Below are 22,811 nucleotides of genomic sequence, written 5' to 3' on the forward strand. Positions count from 1 at the left end.
AGCACTTACACCTATCGGTTATTCGTTCTGTTAAAGATCGGTGCAGATCGCTGCGTTTCGTTTCCGTCGCTGCGTTGTCTGCTGAGGAGGCGAACTATACGTCAGACCCCTAAACCCGTCAACACCTTTCGACACAAAAAAGCGCCCTATTGCATTAAGTCATTGAATTGCAATGAAAGCACTGACGAGCGCTGGCGCTCAGCCCTCTTCGCGCCGGCCGGAATCCCTTGGCAGCGGGCTGACTTCCTGCAATCGCCGATAGTCGATATGGTCGTTTTCTTCCGCGTCGGTATAGATCAGGTCGGCAAAAGCGTGATTCCAGCGAATGTCCTGGTGCGAAAAGGTGTGACGCGCCACCATGGGCTGAATAGTGGTTTCATCGATGCCGTTGATGGACAGAATCAGTTGCGCGCGCGCAGCCGCCAACGATTCGGCGTCGCGACCATATAAGGGACTCCCCTCCTCCAGCTTGTGCACCAGCGTCCAGCCGAGCACGAACATAGGATGCTGGTCGCGCACCAGTTCCAAATCGTGAAGTTTGCGGAAACTCACGCCCTCGGCGCTGACCTCATGCTGCAGCAGCCGCAAGCGGGCGCTGGCGTCGATGATCACATTATTTCTGGCATTGGCCGCGCGCAGCATCAACGCGGGCTTGCCGTCCAGCAAGCGCACCACCGGACTATGGGTAAACACGATGCGCGCCCTGGGCCGCGAAAAGCGGGCGAAGGTGACGCCGGTGATCAGCGCGATGCTCATCATGCCGATGAAGATTTCCAGCATCGAGACCCAATGGGCGTACAGGCTTTGCGGATGCATATCGCCGTAGCCGACGGTGGCCAGCGTTTCCACGCTGAAGAAGAAGGCGCCGAGGAAACCCGGCGGATACTGGTTGGCGATGCCGCCGGCCCGCGCCTGGTAGAGCCCGGCGAACAATAGATTCAGCGCGATGAAGGCGGCGGCGATGAATAGATAGAAGCGCGGCCAGCTGATGGTCATGCAGAAATGGTAGAGGTCTTGCAGCGAGTGGCGAGGGACGCTGTGAAGGTAGACGCTGCGGCCCCCTACTTCTACGCGCCGAGCCGGCTTGTTATCGGGGGAAGTCATGAATGGCCAGCCCGTCCTTGAGGTGGGAATGGCTGATTGTGTGAAGATCGCGAACCGGCGTCAATAAACCCGAAGGCCATCGACGCCCTGGTCACCCTCCAACGTTGCCGCTGGAGCCGTTTCTAGCCCAGCGACAACAGCGACACCACCCGGTAACGGCTGACGCCGATCAGGGCCGGCACCAACTCATAGAAGTTGCGATAGCCGTCAGGCTGATTCAGACGCGCGTTGAAATCGGACACGAACTGGCTGGCCCAGCTTTGTTCGTTCATATGCGACAGCTGTTCGATGGAGTGCTGCGCCTCGGCGATCGCGCTATTGATCGCCGCGCGGGTTTGCTGCAGTTGGCCGATGGAGCGCACCACGCTTTGCAGCGCCTGGCGCACCTGGGCGTGGTCGCCCACTTTCCAGCGCTCGGGCTGAAACGCTTCGGCCTCCGGCTGCAGCTTGAGCCGCTGCGGAATGCCGCCGGGAAAACGAATGCCGCCGCCGCGCACGGTCATGCGCTCGCTGAGCGCGCCCCATTGCGATTCCGGCACGCTGAACGCCAGTTGTCCGTCTTCATTCATTTCCGCGCGCACGCCGCTGGCGGCGAGACCGCGATTGAAGCGGCGCAGGAGGTCCTCTTCTTCGGACGCTCCGCCCACTTGCACCGACGCCGGCGCCGCGCCGGATTCCCCGGTGGAGAACACCAGGGTTTCCGCCTGGCCGCCGGACAGGGCGGCCAGATCCAGGCCTTTGACGGTGAAGCCCTGGCGCGCGTCGGCGGCCAGATGGAAGCGCAGCTGGCCGTCCAGGCTGCCGCCGCTGGCGGTCTGGCGCTTGCGCCACTGCTCATTGAATTGCTCGAGCTGGCGCTGCAAATCGCCCTGATTCAACTGGCGCTGGGTCAGTTCGCGACTGAGTCCGGATTTGACGCCTTCCAGTTGACCCAGCAAACCGTCGACGAAGGACAGGGCCTGCTGCGCCGAGGTCAGTTGCTCGTTGAGTTGGGCGCTGTAGCGCCAGCCCGAGGCCGGCGCGCCGCGCACTTGCGCGGCCGGCTGCGCCTGCGGCGCCGGCGCGCGCTCGATCACGCTGGCGGCGGCGACCGCGCCGGCGTCCTTGCCCCAGCGCTTGCCGCTTTGTTTGACGTTGACGGAGGAAATCGGGGTGTTCATGCCGCGCTCGATCAAATCACGTCAAACAGGGACAGCTGACTGACGCGGCCGTACGCTTTTTGGCTGGCCTGCAGCGCCATGGTGTAGCCGTTCATCTGAATGAAGGCGTCGGCGTAGTCCAGGCTGCCCAATTTGGTCATGGTCTGCTTATTGGAAAGGCTGACGTTGTCGTGATTGAGGGCCAGCGTTTTCATGATGTTCTGCGTGCCGCCCAGTTGGGCGATCTTGCTGGAGATGCCTTCCAGCGCCTTGTCGCTGGCGTTCATCGCGCTGCGGATGTCGGCGGCGACGGTCGGATCCTTATTGTCCAGCGCCGGGTCTTCCAGCCGGCCTATGGTTTTGTCCAGCTGATTGAGGATGTCGGCCATGTTTTCCAGGGTGACGTTGGACGCTTGGGTAATGCCGTCGCCCACCACCACTTGCTGCTTGTCGGTATTGCCGGTGAAGCTGTAGCGGCTGCCCGCCGGCTGGGCGGCGTCGTAAGCGAGGGCGGCCACCGCCGGCTTGGAGCCGGAGAACATGTAGCGGCCTTCGGCGTCCTTGGTGTTGGCCGAGTAGAACAGGCTTTCGCGCAGGCTGCGCAGCGGCGTCGCCATCGCCTTGAGATCGTCCACCGGCGGGTTGTTGGCGGCCGCGGTCAGCAGGTCCTTGGCGTCGCGAATGTCCAGGCTGATGCTGTCCAGGATGGATTCGTTCTTGGACAAGGCGGAGCTGAGCGCGCCGATGTTTTGCTGGTACTGGTCCAGCGCGGCTTCTTCGCGCTGCAAGCGCAACAGGCGCACGCTGGCGATGGGGTCGTCCGACGGCGCCAGCAGCCGGTCGCCGCTGGACATGCGTTGCAGCAGCTCGGCCAGCGCGGAGTTGCTGGTCTGCATCGCCAATTGCATGGTGGACAGGTATTGATTGCTGGAAACGCGCATGCTGTCTTCCTTACAAGATGGACAAGGTGCTTTCGAACAGCTGGTTCGCCACGCTGATCACCTTCATATTGGCCTGGTACATTTTCTGGAACTCCAGCAGGTCCATCGCTTCTTCGTCGCGATTGACGCCGCTTGTGTTGTGCCAGCTCTTTTCCGCTTCGGCGCGAATCACCTTGGCGCTTTCCAAGCCGGATTTGTTCTGCTTGCTGCTGACCGCCAGCTTGCCCACCATTTGCGAGTAGGCGTCGCCTATGGTGACGGCGCCGACGCCGGGCATGGTGATTTTCTGCTGCTGCAGGCCGATCACCGCCAGCAGATTGCTATTGTCGCCGGGCTTGGCCGGATCGCCGGAGAAGCCCAGCTCGGCGGAGGTGATGCCGCTGGTTTTCAGGATGCCGTTGACGCCGGAGGCGTCGTAGACGAATAGCGGCTTGCCCGGCTGGCCGTTGCTGTCGTAGCCCAGCGCCAATTGGTCGTTGACGCGCTTCGCCATTTCGCTGGCCAGGGTTTTCACCTGCGCGCGCATCGGGCGCACGGTCTGGATTTCGTATTGATTGAGCCCGCCCAGCTGGCCGCCCAGACCGTCGCCGGCCAGGGTGTATTTGTCCTTGGAGAAGTTCAGCGTCAGCACCTGGCTGCCGTCCGGCTGGCTGGTATTGCTCAGCGTGGCCGCCTGGGTGTCCGCCACCAGCGGCAGGCCGGTCTTGAGGCTGACGTTCTTGCTGCCGTCCGGCTGCGACACCACGCGCACTTCCACCAGGGCGGACAGCGAATCGATCTGACGGTCGCGCTCGTCTTCCAGGCCGGAGGTATTGGTTCCGATTGCCTTGCCGGCCGAGATCTTGGCGTTGAGGTCGGCGATATTGGACACCGAGCTGTTGATCTGGGTGACGGTGGCGGAGCGCTGCTCGGCGATGGCGCTCAGTTGGGAGCCGAACACCTTGTCCAGGTTGTTGAAGCGCTGCGCCAGCGCTTCGGCGCTGCGGATCACCGGATCGCGCATCGCGTCGCCGGACAGGCTGGCGGCGCTGAGCGCCTGGAAGAACTGATCGAAACCGGCGGACAGGCTGCTGCCGTCGCGGCCCATCACTTGCTCCAACTGGCCGAAGTAGGGATTCTGCGCCACCAGTTCGCCCTGGCTGGACGCCGCCTGCCACAGCTGCAGGTTTTTGAAGTCGTCGTTGAAGCGGCGCACCGCGTTGACCACCACGCCGGAACCGGAGCTGTACGGGTCGCCGCTGCCGGGCATCAGCGCGGTCAGCACCACGCCCTGGCGCGAGTAGCCCGGGGTCATCTGGTTGGCGATGTTCTGGCTGACGGCGTTCAGCGCGGCCTGGGAGGCGACGGCGCCGGTCAGCGCGTTGTCTATCATGCGCATGGCGGTTCTTACCTTTTATTCAGCGGCAGCAGCGGCGGCGCGAAAGCGGCCAGACCCTGCGCGTCCGGCAGCGAGCCGGGGTTCTGTTTATCGCTTGCGACCGGCGCGCCGCCGTTCTTAAGGTGAATATTGCCACCCTCTTCCGGCAGCAGCTGGCGCAGGATGGCGTTGGCCACGCCGAACACCCGCTGCTTGGCCAGTTGGTCCGCCACCGCGCCGTCGGCGAAATCCATCATGTCGCCGTTGATGGAGTTGGCGAAGATGCTGTCCTCGCCGGCGATTTCGCGCGTGGTCTTGCGGATCTGCTTGAACATCTCGCGGACGAACTGGGCTTCGAACTGCTCCGCCGCGGCGCCGGCCTTGCGGCGGTACTCCGGCGAGGCCGGCTGCACCGCCGGCTCGTCCTTGGCGTCGGCCGGCATCGCCAGCGCGGCTTGTATCTGTTTGCTTTCCATCAGATCACCACCAGTTCGCCGTCGATCGCGCCGGCCTGATCCAGCGCCTGCAATATCGCCATGATGTCGTCCGGCGTGGCGCCGGTGCTGTTCACGGTGTCGATGATGGCGCGCAGGCTGGCGCCGGCCGGCCACTGGAACATGCGGCCGGAACCCTGGTCCACGTTGACGGTGGAATTGGGGACGGTCGTGGTCTGGCCGTTGCTGAACGGCCCGGGCTGGCTGACGCTCGGGTTTTCCGAGATCACCACGCGCAGGCTGCCATGGGACACCGCCGCCGGGCGCACGGTGACGCCCTGGCTGATCACCACGGTGCCGGTGCGCGAGTTGAACACCACGCGCGGCACTTCGCTGCCCACGCCGACATTGACCCGCTCCAGCCGCGCAACGAAGGCGACGCGCTCGGTGGGGTCCAACGGCGCGCGCACCTGGATGGTGGTGGCGTTGCGGGTGCTGGCCACGCGGCCGAAGCTGGCGTTGATGGCCTTGACGATATTGGTGGCGGTTTCGAAATTGGGCCGGCGCAGGCTGAGACGCACGCTGTCGCCCTCTTCGAAATCGCTGGGAATTTCGCGTTCGATGGACGCGCCGTTGGGCACGCGGCCGGAGGTGGGCGTGTTGACTGTGACGCTGGAACCGCTCTTGCCCTGGGCGGACACGCCGCCCACCACCACATTGCCCTGGGCCAGCGCGTAGATTTCGCCGTTGGCCGCCTTCAGCTGGGTCAGCAACAAGGTGCCGCCGCGCAGGCTCTTGGCGTCGCCCAGCGAGGACACCGTGACGTCTATGGTCTGGCCGCGGCCGTAACCGGGCGGCAAGCTGGCGCTGACCATCACCGCCGCCACGTTCTTGACCTTGGTGTCGGTGCGTTCCGGCATTTTCAGGCCGAACTGCTTGAGCATATTGGCCACCGACTGGCCGGAGAATTTCACCTGGGAGTTGTCGCCGGTGCCGTCCAGGCCCACCACGATGCCGTAGCCGATCAACTGGTTTTCGCGGATGCCCTCCACCGTCACCAGATTGCGCAAGGGCTGCGCCGTCGCCAGCGTCGCCGCCAGCAGCAGTGTCCATCCCGTTATTTGCTTGATAAAACCGTGCATGATCCGCCCTGAATGATTCTGTGATTGCGCATGCCCGCCCCAAGGGCCGCATACGCGAACGGCGGACGCCCGTCAGCGCCCGCCTGTTGTCCCGCCCGGACTCCCCGCCGCCCCGCCGCTCAGAACGGCATCAGCGGGCTGGCGAAGAACTTCATCAGCCAGCCGGGTTCGTTGGCGTCCGACAAGGCCCCGCGGCCGGAGTAGCCGATGCGGGCGTTGGCGATGCGCAGCGAGGACACGCGGTTGTCGGTGTCGATGTCTTCCACCCGCACATAGCCGGCCAGGCGCAGGAATTCCTCGCCCTGGTTCAGCACCAGCTGTTTTTCGCCCTTCACTTCCAGCAGGCCGTTGCCCAGCACCTTGTGCACCACCACGGTCAGCGCGCCGGACAGCATGTTCTGCTGGGTGGAGGTGGAGGAGCCGTTGAAGTCCCGGCCCGCGTCCACGCCCACTTGCGCGCGGAAGGTGGTGTTGCCCAACAAGGACGGCGCGATGTTGGCGCCGGATTTCTTGCCGAAGCTGGTGCCGGCCTTCTTGCTGGCCTGAGTGGTTTCTTCCAGCACCACGGTCAGCACGTCGCCGGGGCGGAAGGCGCGGCTGTCCGAAGTCAGCGATTGCGCGCCGGCGACGGTGAACACGCCGCCGCCCTTGCCGCGCTGCGGCTGCTGCAGCAATTCCGGCAAGGCGAATTCCTGCGTGGTCTGCGGCGGAATCGGCTGCGCGCAGCCGGCCAGCAGCAGCGCCAGCGCGCCCAGGGCCAGCAGCTTCATCGGGCCGACTGCGCCAGGTACTGCATCATATTGTCGGCGGCGCTCAGCACCTTGGTGTTCATCTCGTAAGTGCGCTGCGCGGCGATCATGTCCACCATTTCCTCCACCACCTGGACGTTGGAGCCCTCCAGCGCGCCCTGCTTGAGCTTGCCCAGAGAGCCGGAGCCCGGCGCGTCGGTGGTGGCATCGCCGCTGGCGGCGGTTTTCTGGAACAGATTGTCGCCCAGCGCCAGCAGGCCGGCCGGGTTGACGAAGCTGGCCAGTTCGATCTGACCGGCGGTTTCCAGCGTGCTGCCGCTGCCGCGGGTGTAGCTGACGGTGCCGGTTTCGCTGATGGTCACCGAGGAGGCGTCGGCCGGAATGGTAATGGACGGCTCCAGCGGCAGGCCCTGCGGGGTGACGATGGCGCCCTGGTCGTTGCGCTGCAGCTGGCCGGCGCGGGTGTAGCCGGTTTCGCCATTGCTCATTTTCACTTGCAAAAAGCCCTGGCCGACAATGGCCAGATCCAAGGACTGATTGGTGGTGGTCAGCGTGCCCGAGGTGAACACTTTCTGGGTGCCCACCAAGCGGGTGCCGTTGCCCAGCTGCACGCCCAGCGGCGCGGTGTTGTCCTGGTCGGTCTTGCCGCCCGGCTGGCGGTCCACTTGGTAGAACAGGTCTTCGAACACCATGCGGTCGCGCTTGAAGCCGACGGTGTTGACGTTGGCGAGGTTGTTGGCGATGGCGGTCAGGCGCGCGTCCTGCGCCTGGATGCCGGTCTTGCTCACCCACATTGCTGGATTCATGTTTCGATTCCCCGATGGTTTGCGCCGTCGGCCTTGGCCGCGGCGCTGTTATTGGAAGGCCGGATCAGGCGCGCACCAGGCGGTTGCCCGCCTCCACCATGTCGCTGGCGGAGTTGAACAAGCGCATCTGCATTTCAAAGTTGCGGTTCAGCGTCATGGTGGCCACCATTTCCTCCACCGCCGACACATTGCTGCGCTCCAGATGCTCGCCCTGCACCTTGACGGTGTCGTCGGCGGCCAGCACGCCGCCCTGACGGCTGATCACCAGGCCGTTGGGGTCCTTGGCGATGTCCTGCGGCAGCGGCTTGACCAGCTTGAGCTTGTCTATCGGCTGCATTTCGCTTTCGCCGGCGGCCAGCACCGAGATCACGCCATCGCTGCCGATGTGCAGCTTGACGTAGTCCGGCGGCAAGGTGATCTGGCCGCCGTCGCCCAGCACCGGATGGCCGTTGACGCTCAACTTGCCGTCCACGTCCGCCACCATGGCGCCGGCCCGGGTATAGGCCTCGTTGCCGTCCGGCCCCTGCACCGCGAAAAAGCCCTCGCCCTTCACCGCCACGTCCAGGTCGCGGCCAGTTTCCACCACCGCGCCGCTGCGCACGTCCACCGCGTTGGCGCCGTTCTGGCTCAGGTGGCGCGCGTCGTAGCCGTAGCCGGGCACGGTCTGGCTGGTGCTGACGCCGATGTCGGCGCGAAAGCCGCCGGTTTCGGCGTTGGCGATGTTGTTGGCGTGAATCTGCTGCGCCTTGAGCATGCGGTCGGCGCCGCTCATCGCGGTGTAGATCAGTGCGTCCATTTATCCTTGCCCCGCCTTAGACCGCCTGCATCAACGCCTGGATGGTCTGGTTCTCGGTGGAAATCACCTTGGTGTTGGCCTGGTAATTACGCTGCGCGGTCATCAGGTCCACCAGTTCGGAGGTCATGTCCACATTGGACTGTTCCAGGGTGAAGGCCAGCAGATTGCCGGACAGGCCGGCGCCCGGACGCGAGTAGACCGCGGTGCCGGAGCCGGCGGTTTCCACCCAGCTGGTCTGCGAGGTGGCTTGCAGCGCGGATTCATTGGGGAAATTGGCGATGGCCAAGGTGCCCACCACTTGCTTCTGGCCGTTGCTGTAGGCCGCCACCACGTCGCCGTTGTCGTTCAGGCTGGTGCCGGTCATCGAGCCGGACGGGTAACCGTTGCTGGCGTTCAGGGTCTGGCTGCTTTCGCCGGCGAACTGAGTGGTGCCGGTGTAGTCCAGTTTCACCGCCAGCGGGGACGCGCCGGCGGGGGTGCCCAGGTTCAGCGCCACCGGCGCGGTGGGGCTGGTCAGCTTGCCGTCGGTGTCGAAATTCAGGGTGGCGGTGGTGGGCAGGTCGACGCCGTCCAGCGTGTAGTGCACGGTGACGGTGCTGGGACCGGTCTTGCAGAAGTACTGGGTCAGGTTGAGCTTATTGCCCAGGGAATCGTAAACCGTGGACACCGCCGAGCTGTTGAAGGTGTTCTGCGCCTTGTCGAACGGCACGGTCTGCACGCTCCAGCCCGCCGACATATTGCCGACGTATTGCAGCTTGTCGCTGGCCTTGGCCGGGATGTTGCCGTTGGGGATCTTGATGTCGCCGAAGGCGCCCAGCGCATTGCCGTCCGCCTTGCCGTAGCCTTGCACGCGGCGGTTGAAGCCGTCCACCAGGTAGCCGTCCTTGTCCGCATTGAAGATGCCGACGCGCGAATAGGCCATGCCGCCGTTCAGATCGCGGCTGACGAAGAAGCCGCGGCCGTCGATGGCGGCGTCCAGCGGACGACCGGTGCGCACGGTATTGCCGTTGCGCGCCATGTTCTGACTGTGGCCGACCACTTCCACCCCCATCGGCTGCGCGCCGGCGTAGGCGGCGGAAAAACTGGTGCGGCTGGACTTGAAGCCGTAAGTGCCGGTGTTGGCGATGTTGTTACTGATATTGCCCAGTTGGTTGTTGACGGCGTTAATGCCGGACAAAGCAATGTCGAAACTCATGGTCGCTCCAAAGTTCGTAGGTGTCTTGAATCGGCGCTTCAGGCCTGGGTCTTGCCCAGCAGGCGGGTAATGGCGGAAGCGGGGAATTCGCCCAGGCCGGCCAGCGTCAGCGTAGGCTCGCCGCCGTTGATGGGCAGGCGCACGCCGGATACGGTGGCCTGCATTTCCAGCCCGGCCTTGGATTTGGACGCGGTGCGCACTTCCAGCTTGTAATCGCCTTCCACCAGGCCGTGCTTGCTCGGGTCCACGTTGAAATCGAACTCGCCGGCCGGGCGCTTGCCCAGGTCGATCACGGTTTGCTGGCCGCCGGAGTCGGTCAGCACCAGGGACACCTGCTGCTCTTCACCGGACAGGGTCACGCGGCCGGACAAGGGGTCCTTGCCGCTCAGATGCGCCTGGTCGGCCTGCACCAGCACTTGGCGTCCCACTTGCGAACCCAGCGACACGCCCTGCAGCTCGCGCAGCATCAAAGCGTTGCCCTGCAACTGCTTGAGCATGTCGGCGGAGCTCTTCATCTGGCTCATCTGCGCCAGCTGGCTGACGAACTGCGAGGCGTCGGTGGGGTCCAGCGGGTTCTGGTTCTGGATCTGAGCCAGCAGCAGCTTCATGAACATATCGTCCATGCCCGGGTTTTGTCCGGCGGCCGGCGCCACCGCCGGATTGGCGCCGTTGGAGGCGGCGGACGGGCTCTGCTGCCCGTTTTGCGCGGCGTTCACGCTCATGCGTTGTCTCCCAGTTTCAGCAGGTCCTGCTGCATGCCCTTGACCCGGGCCAGCACTTCCACATTGGTCTGGAACGCGCGCGAGGCCGACAGCATGTCGGTCATCTCCTCCACCGCGTTCACATTGGAATAGAAAACATTGCCCTCGGCGTCGGCCAGCGGATTGCCCGGCTCGTGCGCCTTGCGCACCGGCTCCTGGTTCTGCACCACGTCCAGCACGCCCACGCTGGCGCCGCGCCAGCCGTCGAAGCCGTCGCCGCCCCGGTATTGGGTGGCGAACACCGGCTTGCGGGAGCGGTAGGCCGCCTGTTCGCTGCCGGCGGCGGTGTCGGCGTTGGCCAGATTGCTGGCCACGGTATTGAGACGCACCGTCTGCGCCGTCATGGCGGAGCCGGCAATGCGGGAAATATCGCGAAAGGACATGGCTTACTGACCTGCTATCACTTTGGCCAGCCCGCGGAACTTCATGTTCAGGAAGGCGAGGCTGGTCTGGAATTCGGAAACGTTCTGCGCGAACTCGGCCTGCTCCACACCCAGCTCCACGGTGTTGCCGTCGCGCGCCGGGTGATTGGGCAACCGGTATTGCAATTCGCCGGACGGCGAATCCAGCGGAAACGCGGCGTCGTCCGCCGAAGCGGCCAAAGCCGTTTTGAAATCGATGTCCCGCGCCTGATAACCGGGCGTGTTCTCGTTGGCGATGTTGGACGCCAGAATACGGGTGCGCTCCGCCCTCAACTGCAAGGCAGCCGGGTGGACGCTCAATGCTTTATCAAGGTGCAAACCCATTGCCTAGACCCATGCGGTTCTCTACCATATTTAAACATCGGCTATCTAATTCACATTAAATGGCCGGTCGATTGAAAAGCGATACTAATAACCGCACCCCCTCACGTATACGGGATAATTACCAAGTCATCTGTAATGGGAATTTTCACATCCTCTCGGCATCAAACCGCGCCGCTATTGGCTGCGCTGCTCATTCTGCCCTGCGTTCCGGCGCTGGCGGCCCCCTATCCGGCCGCCGCCGCGGTGGAACAGACCGCGCGTTCTCTGCTGCTGCAAAAACTGGAAAAAGCCGGCCTGGCGGCGGCCCGCGTCAACCTCAAGGCCTTGCCGCCGCGCGGCTTCAACGCCCCGCCCTGCCCGGAGCCGGTGCGCGTCGCCGCGCTGGACGAGCGCTCCCCCAGCCGCATGCGGCTGCAAGCCCGCTGCGACGCCGCCGGCTGGGACGCTGAATTCATCGTCCGCGCCGAAATCAGCGCCCGCGTGGCGGTGGCGGCGCGCGACATTCCAGCGCGCAGCCTGCTGGACGCCGGCGACATCGAATGGCAGGAACGCCCGGTGCTGGACCCGGCCGACATGGTGGGCGCCAAGACCAAGCTGGAAGGCCTGAGCAACCGCACCGCGCTGCGCCAGGGCCAGCCGCTGCGGCTCAAGGCGCTGGAAGCCAGCCTGCTGGTCAAGCGCGGCGAGGAGGTGCGCATCGTGGCGCGCAACAGCGGCATCGAGGTGGTCGCCGCCGGCGAGGCGCTGGGCAACGGCCGCCAGGGCGAAATCATCCGCGTGCGCAACAGCGCCACCGGCAAGGTGATACGCGCCCGCGCCAGCCTGCCGGGCGAGGTCAATCCGGTGGACTAAGAATCTGTTCAAGGTCTGCTGCGCGTCGTGAAATGTGACACGGCGAGTACAGCTTCGAAATGCTCATGCACCACGTGTACATTCCGCTTTCTCAGCGGTTTTCGCCTTGTCTCGCCCTAGCTCTCGAGACTTTGAACAGGCTCTAAGCAAATGAAAAGCCCCCGTTTGGGGGCTTTTGCTTGCGCGGGCAAGGCCGCCTGGAACAAGCGGTTTACGATCTCGCCGGAATCGTCAGCCCGCGCTGCACCGCCGGTCGCGCCAGGAAGGCGTCCAAGGCGCGCGTCACCTGCGGGCAGTCCGCAATCGACACCAGCTCGCCGGCCTCGTAAAAACCGATCAGATTGCGCACCCAGGGGAAGATGGCGATGTCGGCGATGCCGTACTCGTCCCCCATCACCCATTGGCGGCCAGTCAGTCTTTGCTCCAGCACCGCCAGCAGGCGGCGCGATTCGTTCACATAACGATCGCGCGGACGTTTGTCCTCGTAGTCCTTGCCGGCGAACTTGTGGAAGAAACCCACCTGGCCGAACATCGGGCCGATGCCGCCCATCTGGAACATCAGCCACTGTATGGCCTCGTAGCGCGCGGCGGGATCGGCGGGCAGCAATTGGCCGCTCTTCTCCGCCAGATACAGCAGGATGGCGCCGGATTCGAACAAGGCCAGCGGCTTGCCGCCCGGGCCGGCCGGATCGAGAATGGCGGGAATCTTGTTATTGGGGTTCAGCGACAGGAATTCCGGCGATAGCTGATCGTTGCTGTCGAAGCTGACCAGGTGCGCTTCATACGGCAGGCCGGTTTCTTCCAGCATGATGGACGCCTTGACCCCGTTGGGCGTGGTCAGCGAATACAGCTGGATGCGTTCCGGATATTTCGCAGGCCATTTGCGGGTGATGGGAAAGGCGGATAAATCGCTCATACGCGCTCCATTGAGTTTGGACGGGTGGGTTGCGCGCCCATGATAAGCCCGGCTTTTGCATTTGTCTTAAATCAGCAGCTCGTCAATGGCGAGATGTTATTGACGCAATAGCTGGATACACTGTTAATCCGTGCCTATGGTCAACGCCGCCCACCAATAAGCAATTCATTCAAAAATAAATTTCCCTTCTAAATCATGTGGAATGTATTAGTTTGAAATGAGGTTGGCGTGCTCCAATGGCACTCCTGGATGGCAATTACAATGGAGGCAGCCATGCCCTTTTTTTCCGGAAAACTCAAGGAGCAGCTCAACGAGCTGACCGGCCAACTGGACGGCCTGCGCGGCATGCTGTCCGCCATCGACCGTTCCATGGCGATGATACAATTCACTCCCGACGGCATCGTCACCAACGTCAATGAAAACTTCCTGCGCACCATGGGCTACCGGCGCGAAGAAGTCATCGGCAAGCATCACCGCATCTTCTGCGATAAAAACCATGTTTCCAGCCCCGCCTACGCCGAGTTCTGGCAAAAGCTGAAACGCGGCGAGCCGGTCAACGGCCGCTTCAGCCGCTACGCCAAGAACGGCGAGGAAATCTGGCTGGAAGCCAGCTACACCCCGGTGCTGTCCAGCGACGGCCAGGTGTGCGGCGTGGTCAAAGTGGCGTCCGACATCTCCGACCAAGTGCATCAGGAACAGAACGACCAGGCCATCCGCCTGGCGATCAGCCGCTCCATGGCCCAGATCGAGTTTGATCTGGACGGCAATATCCAGGACGCCAACGAAAACTTCCTCAACACCTTCGGCTATACCTTGGCCGAAATCCGCGGCAAGCATCACCGCATGCTCTGCGACGCCGACTACGCCGCCAGCCCGGACTACGCGGAGTTCTGGCGCCAGCTGCGCCAGGGCAAGTTTTTCCAGGGCCAGTTCAAGCGCCTGAGCAAAAACGGGCAGATCATCTGGCTGGAAGCCACGTACAACCCGGTCTACGACCTCAACGGCAAGCCGGTGCGGGTGGTCAAGTTCGCCCAGGACATCAGCCGCCGGGTGCAGCAATTGCAGGCCCAGGCGGAGAACGCCCAGTCCGCGGTGGAAGTCTCGGTCAATACCGAGCAACTGTCGGTCAAGGGCAGCGCGGTGCTGGAACAGGCCGCCAGCGAAATCACCAAGGTGGCGTCCAGCGTGGAAAGCTCCTCCATCATCATCACCAAGCTGGGCGACAGCTCCGGTCAGATCGGCACCATCATCAGCACCATCAGCGAGATTGCGGACCAGACCAATCTCCTGGCCTTGAACGCGGCGATCGAGGCGGCGCGCGCCGGCGAGATGGGCCGCGGCTTCGCCGTGGTGGCGGACGAGGTGCGCAAGCTGGCCGAGCGCACCAGCCAATCCACCGGCGAGATCTCCGGCATCGTGCGCAGCATCCAGGAGGACTCCAAGTCCGCCATCACCTCCATGCAACAGGTGCGCGGCCTGGCCGACACCAGCTTGCAGCTGTCCGAACAGGCGCGCGACTCCATCGCCGAGATCCGCGCCGGCGCCAAGGAGGTGGTGCAAGTGGTGCGCGACGTGTCGGAGCTGCTGCAGCAGCGCGCCTGAGCCTGGAAGGCAGGCTCGGAAAGCCTTGATCCAAATCATGTCCGCGTCCGCCAGGACGCGGCGATACTGAGGCGCCCACACCTTATCCCGAGCCCGCGATGAAACACCCCCACCCCGCGGCGATGCTGGCCCAGGCGCCGCATCGCGCCGCCTTTCTGCCCGGCATGCTGTTCGCCATCCTGCTGCTGGCCGCCTGGAGCGCCGAGTTGGCCAGCCGCCTGCTCGGCGTCCACGCCGCGCTGGCAGTGCCCTCCTCGCTGGCCCACGGCTTCCTGATGCTGTTCGGCTTCTTCCCGCTGTTCATGACCGGCTTTCTGTTCACCGCCGGCCCGCGCTGGCTGGGCGTGGAGCCGCCCGGCCGTCTTATCTTCGTCGGCGTGCCGGCGCTGATGGTGGGCGGGCTGCTGCTGTGGCTGGCCGGGCTGTGGCTGGGCATCTCCTGGACGCTGATCGGCCACGCGCTGTACACGCTGGGCTTCAGCGGCCTCACGCTGACTTTCGCCTGCCTGCTGCTGGCCAGCCCGCAAGCGGACCGCCGCCACGCCTGCGCAGTGCTGGCCGCGCTGTTCTGCGGCGCGCTGGCGCTGCTGGCCGGCGCTTACTGGCTGATCTTCCAGGACGGCCAGGCCTGGCTGTGGATGCGCAATCTGGCCTTGTGGGGCTTTCTGCTGCCGGTGTTTCTGACCGTCTGCCATCGCATGCTGCCCTTCTTCTCCGCCAACGCGCTGCCGGAGTACCAGCCCTGGCGGCCGGGCTGGCTGCTGGCCGCGCTGCTGGCCGGCTCCTTGGGTCATGGCCTGCTGGACGGCTTCGGCCTGCCCGCTTGGCCGCTGGACGCGGCGATGGCCGCGCTGCTGGCTTACGTCAGCTGGCGCTGGCGGCTGGTCGCGGCGTTGCGGGTCAGGCTGCTGGGCATGCTGCACCTGGCTTTCGCCTGGCTGCCGGTCGGCTTCGGGCTATACGCGCTCAATGGCTGGCTGGCTTCGCCGCGCCTGGCGCTGGCGGCGCTGCACGCGGTCACCGTCGGCTTTTTCCTGACCATGATGATCGCCTTCGTGTCGCGGGTGACGCTGGGCCACTCCGGCCAGCCGCTGCAGGCCGGCCCCGGCTTGTGGCGGCTCTACCTGGCCGCGCACTGGCTGGCGCTGACCCGGGTGGCCACCGAAATGCTGCCCGGCGTCTGGTCCGGCTGGTTGTACGGCGCGGCGGCCCTGGGTTGGCTATTGACGCTGGCGGCCTGGGGCCGCGCCTTCATGCCCAGCTACTGGCGGCGGCGCGCGGACGGCAAGCCGGGCTGAGAACCTGTTCACGGTCCGCGGGCCGGCCTTGAGCCCTGCGCTCAAGCCTGCCCGCGCCGGCGCAGATAATCGGGCACTTCCTCGGCCGGCATCGGCCAGCCCAGCAGATAGCCCTGCACATAGTCCACGCCCAGCCGCAGCATCAATTGCAAATCCGCCTCTTCGCCTATGCCTTCGGCCACCACCTGGATATTGCGGTCCTTGGCCAGCCGGATGGTGGATTCCAGAATCTCCCGCGCCACGCTGTCGTCAGCGGCCCCGGCCACCAGCGAGCGGTCTATCTTGATCGCGCTCACCGGCAGTTCGCGCAGATACTCCAGCCCGCTGTAGCCGCAGCCCACATCGTCCAAGGACACGCGGAAACCGGCCATGCGCAGCCGTATCACGTTTTCCAGCGCCTGATAGATGTTTTTCAGCCGCTGGGTTTCGGTCAGCTCCAGCGTCAACAGGGCCGGCGCCATGCCCAGTTCCTCCGCCGCCTCGGCCAGGCTGGACGGCAAATCCGGGTTGCAGAACTGGCTGGCGGTGAGATTGATCGAGACCCTCAGGCCGGACAGCGCCACTTGTCCGCTCCAACGGCGATAGTCCTCCACCGCCGCGCGGAAAATGACGAAGAACAAGTCTTCGTCCAGGCCGTAATGCTCCAGACCGGGCAAGAACGCCGAGGGCTCCAGCACACCCCGCTCCGGGTGACGCCAGCGCGCCAGCGCCTCCACCCCCGCCACCCTCAGCCGGGCGGAATCGGCCTGCGGCTGATACCAGGGCAGGATTTCGCCGCACCGCAATGCCCGCTCCAGCTCCTGACGGTCGAAATCCGAAGACGCGCCGTCCCATGCCGGCCTGCGCGCCACCGTTTCCCATAGCTTGCATAGCTGTTCCATGGACAAGGGCGTGTTCAGGCTGCCTATCACAGGCAGATTGTGAAACGCGGCCACGCGGTAAGCGCCCATCAGCATGTCCTTGGACAGCGAGCTGTTGAACACGATGGGCGGCACCGCCGGCAGGCCGGACAGATGCCGCAACAGCAGGATGCCGTCCATCCCCGGCATATTGAGATCGCTGATCATCAAGTCGTAGCGATGTCGCTGCAAACGCTCGAGCGCGTCGGCGCCGTCGCGCGCCTCGTCGATGCGGTCGATACCCACTTGGCGCAAAGCCTGGCTCAGCGCGCAACGCTGCAAATCGTGATCGTCCACGATCAAAACCCGCATCGGCGCCGGGCCGGGTTTGGCGGTTATCGGTTCCATGGCATGTTCTCTGTTCCTTTCAGAGCGCTATTTTCCTTAGCCGGCCCAAGTGTAAGGAATAGGAAGATGCTGAATTTGCCGGTGAATTTCCGGATATGGTTTTTCCGCTCTTATCAAAATCGCATCAAACTTTGCCGTATGAGAGCGCGTTTTTGTTCTATATCACCATTGGAGACCGCCAAGATGAAATCCCATTCCAATCAAGCAAATAGCGCGAAAAACGACGGCCACAGCCCGGATTGACCCAAATTGAATGAGCGCGTCCGGCGCCCGCGTCGTATACCGGCAACGTCAAGCAGGAGGCCCGGCAATGAGAAGCAATCTTCCCGTGGATGGCACCGAGGTGTTTTTGCTGCCCCACCGCCCCATCGTCACCAAGACCAACCTGAAAGGCCAGATCACTTACGCCAACCGCGCCTTCATCGATATCAGCGGTTTCAGCGAAGAAGAATTGATCGGGCAGCCGCACAATATCGTCCGCCATCCGGACATGCCTCAGGCCGCCTTCGACGACCTCTGGAGCACCATCAAGACCGGCCGCCCCTGGAAGGGCCTGGTCAAGAACCGCACCAAGCAAGGACATTTCTATTGGGTGGAGGCCTATGTCACGCCCATCTGCGAGGGCGGCCAGCCAGTGGGTTATATGTCGGTGCGCAGCGCGCCGTCCAAACAGCAGACCGCCGACGCCGAGCAGCTTTACGCCCGCGTCCGCGAACGGAGTCAGGCGTTTCCAGAAACCCGCCACGCCGCCCCGCCGACGACGGCCTCGCTGTTACTGTGCGCGCAATTGCCCGCCGCGGCGCTGATCCTGGCCGGCGCCGCCGCGGACGGCGCCTTGCGCCTGACGCTGCTGACGCTGGCGGCGGTCTGTGCCTTGGCGGCCTCCTATCTGGCCGGGCGTTGGCTGGCGCGGCCGATAGACGCGGCGCGGCGCGCGCTGATGCGGCTGGCCGAAGGCGATTTCAGCGCCCAGATTCCCCCCTCCGGCCCGCGCGAGCCGCGCGCGGTGCTGGAGGAGATGGAAACCCTGCGCATCCACCTGCGCGCCATCCTGGCCGACGTGGTCGCCGGCGCAGAGGACGTCAGCGAAGCCGCCACCGCCACCCACGCCGAAGCCGAATCGCTGAACGCCCGCGGCGAATCCACGCTGGAAGGCATCACCCGGGTGGCGGCCGCCTTGCAGCAGCTGTCGGTGTCGGTGAACGAGATTTCGCAATCCACCCGCACCGGGGCCGAGTTCGCCGACCAGGCCACCGAACTGGCCAGCCAGGGCGAGGCTCAGATGAGCGACACCCGCCAGGCGGCCCAGGCCGTGGTCAGCGAGGTGTCCTGCACCCGCGACATCATCATCAAGCTGGAGCAATCGGTGGAATCGATCAACACCGTCACCGGCGTGATCAAGGACATCGCCAACCAGACCAATCTATTGGCGCTGAACGCGGCGATAGAAGCCGCGCGCGCCGGCGAACAGGGCCGCGGCTTCGCCGTGGTGGCGGACGAAGTGCGCAAGCTGGCGGAACGCACCGCCGGCAACACGCTGGAGATAGAACAATCGGTGTCCTTCCTGCGCGAACGCTCGCAAGAGGCGCTGGAGGAAGTGAAGGCCGCGGTGAACAAGGTCCATACCGCCGAGGAAACCATACAAGCGGCGGCCGAGGGCCTGGAGGCGATCCGCAACGCCAACGAGAAAGTGGCGGAGTCCTCCTCCAGCGTGGCCAATATGCTGCAGCAGCAATCGTCCGCCTCCACCGAAGTGGCCCAGAGCATGGAAACCATGAGCACGCTGACCGAACAGAACAGCCACAGCATCGCCGCCACCCTGCAAGTGGCGCAGAAGCTGCACACCACCGCCAGCGATCTGCGCCGCCTGGTCAGCCAATTCGAAAAACATATGTGAGCGGCATCCATCCTGCGGCCGTATGGCATGTTTGCGAAAAATATTCATGCAAACGAGTTTTATTACACAAACTGTGAAAAATTACGGAACTACTTGATAACCATTCTTTCATAACCGTTATTCGTCGCGGCTCTACTGCACTGCACCATGACACCGGTCGCGACGAAGACGGCGCAGGCAGGCGGCGCATGCCGCCCGCCCGCGCTCCCGAAACCCTAATCGCAAGCCAAGCTTAAGGAGGTCGCCGTCCAATAACATCGCGCCCAACGCGACGCACCGCCGCTAGAGCGGCGTCGAGTCCGGCGCCGGAATCGCCCGGCCACGCGCCCGGCCTTCCATTCAGAGCCGTGAACATGATCTCGCCCAAGCCGCACGCGGCTCCCGGGCAAGGAATCACGCGGTTCTCAGAGTCCGTTCACAGTCCGTCGAGCAAAGCGAGACAAGGCGAGGAGAGTTGAAGATGCGAATGCGCCTACGGCGCGCGAGCATTCTGAACACCCAGTCACCGCGTCCCGCCTTACAAACGCGGACAATTGAATAGGCTCTCAGATGCAGTGTCTCGTTCGGCGAGGCTCCTATGCAAACACAGGTCACTGATCTGACGACGTCGAGAGACGCCCAAGGTTAGGACAGGCTTTATCGGATTAAGGTATAGCCCAAAGTGACTTCCCGCATGCAGTCGGGATACGTTGCATAGTGCCAAAACTTAGACGCGGAGATAGCTTTTCTGCACTCTCTCTTCTGGTTTACGCCCCCATTGTGACAACTGTTTGTGGTTATAAAACAGCTAACGGGGAATACCTCAAAATGTCTTTTGCAAGCATCACCCTGCCTACCGCTCAGGCAAACGAAGTCAATCTGAAAGAAACCGTCGCCTCCTACATGAGCGACTCGCTGATCACCCTCAGCCGCGACATGAAAGTCAGCGAAGCGCGCGAGCACATGCTCAAACAGCTGCGCGACGAAGACATTCCCGCCCAGATTTTCGTCATCGACGGCAGCCGCTTCCTGCACGGTCAACTCTCGGTCAAGCGCCTGCTGACCGAAACCGACCTGACGCTGCCGGTTTCCGCATTGATGGGCCCCACCGCTTTTGTCGTCGAGCCTAACCAACAGCGCCGCGATATCGTGCCGGAGCTGATAGACAAGGGCGTGGACCTCGCGCCCGTGGTCAGCGGCGGCAAGCTGCTGGGCGCTCTGTACGAAAAGGAAATCGCCGCGCTGATCCGCGACGAAGGCACCGACGACGCGCAACGCCAGGGCGCCAGCCTGCCGCTGGAGACCTCCTACCTGGAAAGCTCCCCGTGGAGCTTGTGGAAAAAGCGCCTGCCCTGGCTGCTGCTGCTGTTCTTCGCGGAAGCCTACACCAGCACCATCCTGCAAGTGTTCGAAGAGCAGCTGGAAGCCGCCATCGCCTTGGCCTTCTTCATCCCCCTGCTGATCGGCACCGGCGGCAACAGCGGCACCCAGATCACCTCCACCCTGGTGCGCGCGATGGCGATGGGCGAAGTCAGCCTGCGCAATATCGGCACGGTGCTGCGCAAAGAGGTGACCACTTCCTTCATGATTGCGCTGGCCATCGGCGTGGTGGCCTGGATACGGGCCTGGATGCTGGGCGTGGGCGACGAAGTGGCCTTGGTGGTGTGTCTGACCCTGATCGCCATCACCATCTGGAGCGCCATCGTGTCCTCCATCATCCCGATGCTGCTAAAGAAAATGCGCATCGACCCGGCCGTGGTGTCGGCGCCTTTCATCGCCACCTTCATCGACGGCACCGGTCTGGTGATTTACTTCAATATCGCCATGCTGGTGATTTCCGACCTGGCCTAAAGCCCGCTCAAGGTCTCGCGGACCTCCGCGAGACCGAACAGCATCCCGCAAACGACTCAAGTCCGGGGACAGCCTACGCCTGTCCCTGCCATCGGCTTGATCGCAAGGCAGAGGACGCCTGCAGGCGCGCCGCCACCGGCAATATTGCAAGGAGTTACCCGATGAAAAACCATACGGTAACGAATCATCAGGATGGCCTCAGCCCCGCCGCCGCTAGCTGCCACACGCTGCTTGGCAACTTGAGCAAGCAGACCGCGCCGAAGCTGAAATCGGACAAGGCGACCCGCCCGGCCGACGAGTGGCAATCCGCCAGCGTGCTTCTGGACCTCCCTCAAACCAATGCCGCCCTATTCCACACGCTGTTGATGGGCATGCTGGCGATGGATGACGCGCAGGCGCTGCAAACCGTGTATCCCTCCCTCAAATGCCTAGGGCCGCAGCCTTGCCCCAGTCCCGCAATGAGCTGTATCAGCCCCATCCAAACCGAACACCCCATGACAGCCGACAAAGACTACCCCTTGGGCTTTGCGGTGCGTGCCCATGACGGTCATGGAGCAGCCATCGCCTATGCCGCGCATGAAATGCGCGACATTCATGGCGGCATGCGCTTGAAATCGACTATCGCGCTGCCTGGAGCCCTTCCCTGTTCGCGGCTGCAAGGACACCTGGATCACTTTGTCGCTGAATTTGGCCATTGGCACGCGGCGGCGATGTCCGGCGGCAGCACCTGGGCGGGTTTGCTCTTATAAGCGCCGATTCACAACACAACCGATGCTGCCTTGCCCGACGCGCCGCGCCGCCTGCGCTGGCGCGTCGGCGCGCCTGGCCTTGGGGCAGCCCTCGCCGCGCAAGCCAAAAGCGAAAGAGGCCATGCGCGCGCACGGCGATAGACACTCCGCTTCCCGCCCCATGTTTTCACGAAACGCAAGCACCTTTGAACAGGCGCTAAGGCCAGTCCTCCTCCCTTGGTTTTTATCACATCATCGCCACATTGTTTTTGCCCAGAAGTCATGCTAATGTCCTGATAAATTTAAATAATCAAGACATACGCCGGCACCTCATTTCATCGCAACGCCACTTAAACGGCCTCTTTCATGACCCATTCAAACCGTAAACGCTTCGCCGCCGCGCTGGCGCTGGCCGCGGCGCTGCCGCTGGCGGCCCACGCCGAAACCTTCGACCTGGGCGCCATTCTCAAGGACGGCATCAAGAAGGCGCTGCAAAAAGATCCCGCCGCGGACGGCGCCGCCGCCCCGATGGCTCCCGGCGTCTACGACGGCTCCGACAAACAGTTCGAGCGCACGCTGACCATCCGTCCCAACGGCAAGTTCGAACTGGAAGTCATGCAAAAAGGCAAACCCGGCCAACTGCGCTCCGGCTCCGGCAGCGGACAGTTGCAGGCCAACGGCGGACAGTGGCGCTATAGCGAAGGCATCTGCACGATGAACGTCCTGCCCCAGACCTCCGCGGTGCAAGTGCAGGTGGAGCGGTGCGCCAGCGCCTTCGGCGACGTGCCCTTCGACGGCGTTTATCGTCTGAGCAAAGCGGCCGGCGGCGCTCAGGCCGGCGGCGGCAAGAACAAGGCCTTGGCGGCGCAGCTGAGCTGCCACAATCTCAACCTCAGCGAAAACGGCGTCGCCAAACTGCTGGCCGCCGCCACCGGCACCACGCCTAATCAGGTATGGGAACACGAGCTGGCCTTGCCGGGAGGCTATGACTACGGCGGCCTGCCTATCCGCTCCGTGCAGCTGTCCGAAGTGGACGGCGGTTTCCTGGCGCTGTTCGTGGACGGCGACGCCGCCGCCATCAAGAGCGCGATCAAGAAAGCCCAGCGCAAGAGCAGCAGCGCGGCGATGTTGAGCAAGGTGGGGGAAAGCTATCCCTTCCCGGGCAAACCCAACGGCCTGCCCTATGTGCAGTGCCGCAGCAAGGCGGTTCAAAACGGGCTGTATTGACGCTGGCCCCAAACGACAATGGCCCCGGCAAACGCCGGGGCCAT

General features: G+C 63.9%; 22 protein-coding genes and 1 riboswitch. Of the genes, 7 read left to right on the forward strand and 15 right to left on the reverse strand.

Annotated features, from left to right (window positions below):
- Window positions 1-198: 198 nt before the first annotated feature.
- From ACODSD_RS18960 to flgB, 13 genes are all read right to left on the reverse strand, one after another.
- Complete coding sequence (locus ACODSD_RS18960; RefSeq protein WP_488878045.1) at window positions 199-1,104, reverse strand: ion channel; 906 nt, start codon at window positions 1,102-1,104, stop codon at window positions 199-201.
- A 122-nt stretch (window positions 1,105-1,226) separates the two neighbouring features.
- Entirely contained in the window at window positions 1,227-2,264 is a 1,038-nt protein-coding gene (locus ACODSD_RS18965) for a hypothetical protein (RefSeq protein ID WP_227107817.1), read from the reverse strand.
- Between the two features lie 11 nt (window positions 2,265-2,275).
- Complete coding sequence (gene flgL / locus ACODSD_RS18970; protein ID WP_107732399.1) at window positions 2,276-3,184, reverse strand: flagellar hook-associated protein FlgL; 909 nt, start codon at window positions 3,182-3,184, stop codon at window positions 2,276-2,278.
- A gap of 10 nt (window positions 3,185-3,194) precedes the next feature.
- Window positions 3,195-4,562 (reverse strand): flagellar hook-associated protein FlgK, encoded by a 1,368-nt coding sequence (gene flgK, locus ACODSD_RS18975; protein WP_107800162.1) that lies wholly within the window; start codon window positions 4,560-4,562, stop codon window positions 3,195-3,197.
- An 8-nt stretch (window positions 4,563-4,570) separates the two neighbouring features.
- A complete protein-coding gene (locus ACODSD_RS18980; RefSeq protein WP_107800161.1) occupies window positions 4,571-5,017 on the reverse strand; it encodes a flagellar biosynthesis protein FlgJ in 447 nt (148 codons plus the stop codon).
- The gene (locus ACODSD_RS18985; RefSeq protein ID WP_019102956.1) at window positions 5,017-6,117 is read right to left on the reverse strand and encodes a flagellar basal body P-ring protein FlgI; all 1,101 of its coding nucleotides are present in this window, start codon (window positions 6,115-6,117) and stop codon (window positions 5,017-5,019) included. The genes ACODSD_RS18980 and ACODSD_RS18985 overlap by 1 nt, the downstream gene beginning before the upstream one ends.
- A 119-nt stretch (window positions 6,118-6,236) precedes the next feature.
- Window positions 6,237-6,887: a flagellar basal body L-ring protein FlgH gene (flgH, locus tag ACODSD_RS18990; protein ID WP_227107816.1), complete on the reverse strand. Its 651-nt coding sequence runs from the start codon at window positions 6,885-6,887 to the stop codon at window positions 6,237-6,239.
- Window positions 6,884-7,672, reverse strand: a complete 789-nt coding sequence (flgG, locus tag ACODSD_RS18995; protein ID WP_082159140.1) for a flagellar basal-body rod protein FlgG — start codon at window positions 7,670-7,672, stop codon at window positions 6,884-6,886. Before flgG ends, flgH begins: the two co-directional genes overlap by 4 nt.
- Before the next feature lie 64 nt (window positions 7,673-7,736).
- Window positions 7,737-8,468: a flagellar basal body rod protein FlgF gene (locus tag ACODSD_RS19000; RefSeq protein WP_048415605.1), complete on the reverse strand. Its 732-nt coding sequence runs from the start codon at window positions 8,466-8,468 to the stop codon at window positions 7,737-7,739.
- 16 nt (window positions 8,469-8,484) lie between these two features.
- Complete coding sequence (locus tag ACODSD_RS19005; RefSeq protein WP_227107813.1) at window positions 8,485-9,663, reverse strand: flagellar hook protein FlgE; 1,179 nt, start codon at window positions 9,661-9,663, stop codon at window positions 8,485-8,487.
- Window positions 9,664-9,701: 38 nt separating this feature from the next.
- Window positions 9,702-10,385 (reverse strand): flagellar hook capping FlgD N-terminal domain-containing protein, encoded by a 684-nt coding sequence (locus ACODSD_RS19010; RefSeq protein WP_107800157.1) that lies wholly within the window; start codon window positions 10,383-10,385, stop codon window positions 9,702-9,704.
- Entirely contained in the window at window positions 10,382-10,807 is a 426-nt protein-coding gene (flgC, locus tag ACODSD_RS19015) for a flagellar basal body rod protein FlgC (RefSeq protein ID WP_107800156.1), read from the reverse strand. The genes ACODSD_RS19010 and flgC overlap by 4 nt, the downstream gene beginning before the upstream one ends.
- Before the next feature lie 3 nt (window positions 10,808-10,810).
- Entirely contained in the window at window positions 10,811-11,170 is a 360-nt protein-coding gene (gene flgB / locus ACODSD_RS19020; RefSeq protein ID WP_039755772.1) for a flagellar basal body rod protein FlgB, read from the reverse strand.
- A 177-nt stretch (window positions 11,171-11,347) separates the two neighbouring features.
- Between flgB and flgA the strand changes: the two genes are divergently transcribed.
- A complete protein-coding gene (gene flgA / locus ACODSD_RS19025) occupies window positions 11,348-12,022 on the forward strand; it encodes a flagellar basal body P-ring formation chaperone FlgA (RefSeq protein WP_253314382.1) in 675 nt (224 codons plus the stop codon).
- 211 nt (window positions 12,023-12,233) lie between these two features.
- On the opposite strand, the gene ACODSD_RS19030 is transcribed toward flgA, so the two are convergent.
- Entirely contained in the window at window positions 12,234-12,938 is a 705-nt protein-coding gene (locus ACODSD_RS19030) for a glutathione S-transferase N-terminal domain-containing protein (RefSeq protein WP_488878046.1), read from the reverse strand.
- 273 nt (window positions 12,939-13,211) lie between these two features.
- Here ACODSD_RS19030 and ACODSD_RS19035 point away from each other — a divergent pair, with 273 nt between their 5' ends.
- Together ACODSD_RS19035 and ACODSD_RS19040 are read left to right on the forward strand one after the other, a co-directional pair.
- Entirely contained in the window at window positions 13,212-14,540 is a 1,329-nt protein-coding gene (locus ACODSD_RS19035; RefSeq protein ID WP_486635401.1) for a methyl-accepting chemotaxis protein, read from the forward strand.
- A gap of 98 nt (window positions 14,541-14,638) precedes the next feature.
- Window positions 14,639-15,838: an NnrS family protein gene (locus ACODSD_RS19040; RefSeq protein ID WP_253314385.1), complete on the forward strand. Its 1,200-nt coding sequence runs from the start codon at window positions 14,639-14,641 to the stop codon at window positions 15,836-15,838.
- Between the two features lie 41 nt (window positions 15,839-15,879).
- Here the strand turns inward: ACODSD_RS19040 and ACODSD_RS19045 are convergent, their stop codons facing one another.
- The gene (locus ACODSD_RS19045) at window positions 15,880-17,085 is read right to left on the reverse strand and encodes an EAL domain-containing response regulator (RefSeq protein WP_107800152.1); all 1,206 of its coding nucleotides are present in this window, start codon (window positions 17,083-17,085) and stop codon (window positions 15,880-15,882) included.
- 310 nt (window positions 17,086-17,395) lie between these two features.
- On the opposite strand from ACODSD_RS19045, the gene ACODSD_RS19050 reads away from it, so the two are divergent.
- The 4 genes from ACODSD_RS19050 (at window position 17,396) to ACODSD_RS19065 (ending at window position 22,767) form a co-directional block, all read left to right on the forward strand.
- Window positions 17,396-18,982: a methyl-accepting chemotaxis protein gene (locus tag ACODSD_RS19050; protein ID WP_488878047.1), complete on the forward strand. Its 1,587-nt coding sequence runs from the start codon at window positions 17,396-17,398 to the stop codon at window positions 18,980-18,982.
- A gap of 551 nt (window positions 18,983-19,533) precedes the next feature.
- Window positions 19,534-19,707, forward strand: a riboswitch (M-box (ykoK) riboswitch).
- 82 nt (window positions 19,708-19,789) lie between these two features.
- The gene (locus tag ACODSD_RS19055; protein ID WP_227107802.1) at window positions 19,790-20,812 is read left to right on the forward strand and encodes a magnesium transporter; all 1,023 of its coding nucleotides are present in this window, start codon (window positions 19,790-19,792) and stop codon (window positions 20,810-20,812) included.
- 161 nt (window positions 20,813-20,973) lie between these two features.
- The gene (locus tag ACODSD_RS19060) at window positions 20,974-21,561 is read left to right on the forward strand and encodes a hypothetical protein (protein ID WP_488878048.1); all 588 of its coding nucleotides are present in this window, start codon (window positions 20,974-20,976) and stop codon (window positions 21,559-21,561) included.
- A 345-nt stretch (window positions 21,562-21,906) separates the two neighbouring features.
- The gene (locus ACODSD_RS19065) at window positions 21,907-22,767 is read left to right on the forward strand and encodes a hypothetical protein (RefSeq protein WP_488878049.1); all 861 of its coding nucleotides are present in this window, start codon (window positions 21,907-21,909) and stop codon (window positions 22,765-22,767) included.
- Window positions 22,768-22,811: the final 44 nt, after the last annotated feature.

Source organism: Chromobacterium sp. FG22, from assembly GCF_057809415.1.

Bases quoted from the DNA above. Each gene is read 5' to 3' on its own strand.
- ACODSD_RS18960 (WP_488878045.1), bottom strand. From the start codon at position 1,104: ATGACTTCCCCCGATAACAAGCCGGCTCGGCGCGTAGAAGTAGGGGGC.
- ACODSD_RS18965 (WP_227107817.1), bottom strand. From the start codon at position 2,264: ATGAACACCCCGATTTCCTCCGTCAACGTCAAACAAAGCGGCAAGCGC.
- flgL (WP_107732399.1), bottom strand. From the start codon at position 3,184: ATGCGCGTTTCCAGCAATCAATACCTGTCCACCATGCAATTGGCGATG.
- flgK (WP_107800162.1), bottom strand. From the start codon at position 4,562: ATGCGCATGATAGACAACGCGCTGACCGGCGCCGTCGCCTCCCAGGCC.
- ACODSD_RS18980 (WP_107800161.1), bottom strand. From the start codon at position 5,017: ATGGAAAGCAAACAGATACAAGCCGCGCTGGCGATGCCGGCCGACGCC.
- ACODSD_RS18985 (WP_019102956.1), bottom strand. From the start codon at position 6,117: ATGCACGGTTTTATCAAGCAAATAACGGGATGGACACTGCTGCTGGCG.
- flgH (WP_227107816.1), bottom strand. From the start codon at position 6,887: ATGAAGCTGCTGGCCCTGGGCGCGCTGGCGCTGCTGCTGGCCGGCTGC.
- flgG (WP_082159140.1), bottom strand. From the start codon at position 7,672: ATGAATCCAGCAATGTGGGTGAGCAAGACCGGCATCCAGGCGCAGGAC.
- ACODSD_RS19000 (WP_048415605.1), bottom strand. From the start codon at position 8,468: ATGGACGCACTGATCTACACCGCGATGAGCGGCGCCGACCGCATGCTC.
- ACODSD_RS19005 (WP_227107813.1), bottom strand. From the start codon at position 9,663: ATGAGTTTCGACATTGCTTTGTCCGGCATTAACGCCGTCAACAACCAA.
- ACODSD_RS19010 (WP_107800157.1), bottom strand. From the start codon at position 10,385: ATGAGCGTGAACGCCGCGCAAAACGGGCAGCAGAGCCCGTCCGCCGCC.
- flgC (WP_107800156.1), bottom strand. From the start codon at position 10,807: ATGTCCTTTCGCGATATTTCCCGCATTGCCGGCTCCGCCATGACGGCG.
- flgB (WP_039755772.1), bottom strand. From the start codon at position 11,170: ATGGGTTTGCACCTTGATAAAGCATTGAGCGTCCACCCGGCTGCCTTG.
- ACODSD_RS19030 (WP_488878046.1), bottom strand. From the start codon at position 12,938: ATGAGCGATTTATCCGCCTTTCCCATCACCCGCAAATGGCCTGCGAAA.
- ACODSD_RS19035 (WP_486635401.1), top strand. From the start codon at position 13,212: ATGCCCTTTTTTTCCGGAAAACTCAAGGAGCAGCTCAACGAGCTGACC.
- ACODSD_RS19040 (WP_253314385.1), top strand. From the start codon at position 14,639: ATGAAACACCCCCACCCCGCGGCGATGCTGGCCCAGGCGCCGCATCGC.
- ACODSD_RS19045 (WP_107800152.1), bottom strand. From the start codon at position 17,085: ATGGAACCGATAACCGCCAAACCCGGCCCGGCGCCGATGCGGGTTTTG.
- ACODSD_RS19050 (WP_488878047.1), top strand. From the start codon at position 17,396: ATGAGAAGCAATCTTCCCGTGGATGGCACCGAGGTGTTTTTGCTGCCC.
- ACODSD_RS19055 (WP_227107802.1), top strand. From the start codon at position 19,790: ATGTCTTTTGCAAGCATCACCCTGCCTACCGCTCAGGCAAACGAAGTC.
- ACODSD_RS19060 (WP_488878048.1), top strand. From the start codon at position 20,974: ATGAAAAACCATACGGTAACGAATCATCAGGATGGCCTCAGCCCCGCC.
- ACODSD_RS19065 (WP_488878049.1), top strand. From the start codon at position 21,907: ATGACCCATTCAAACCGTAAACGCTTCGCCGCCGCGCTGGCGCTGGCC.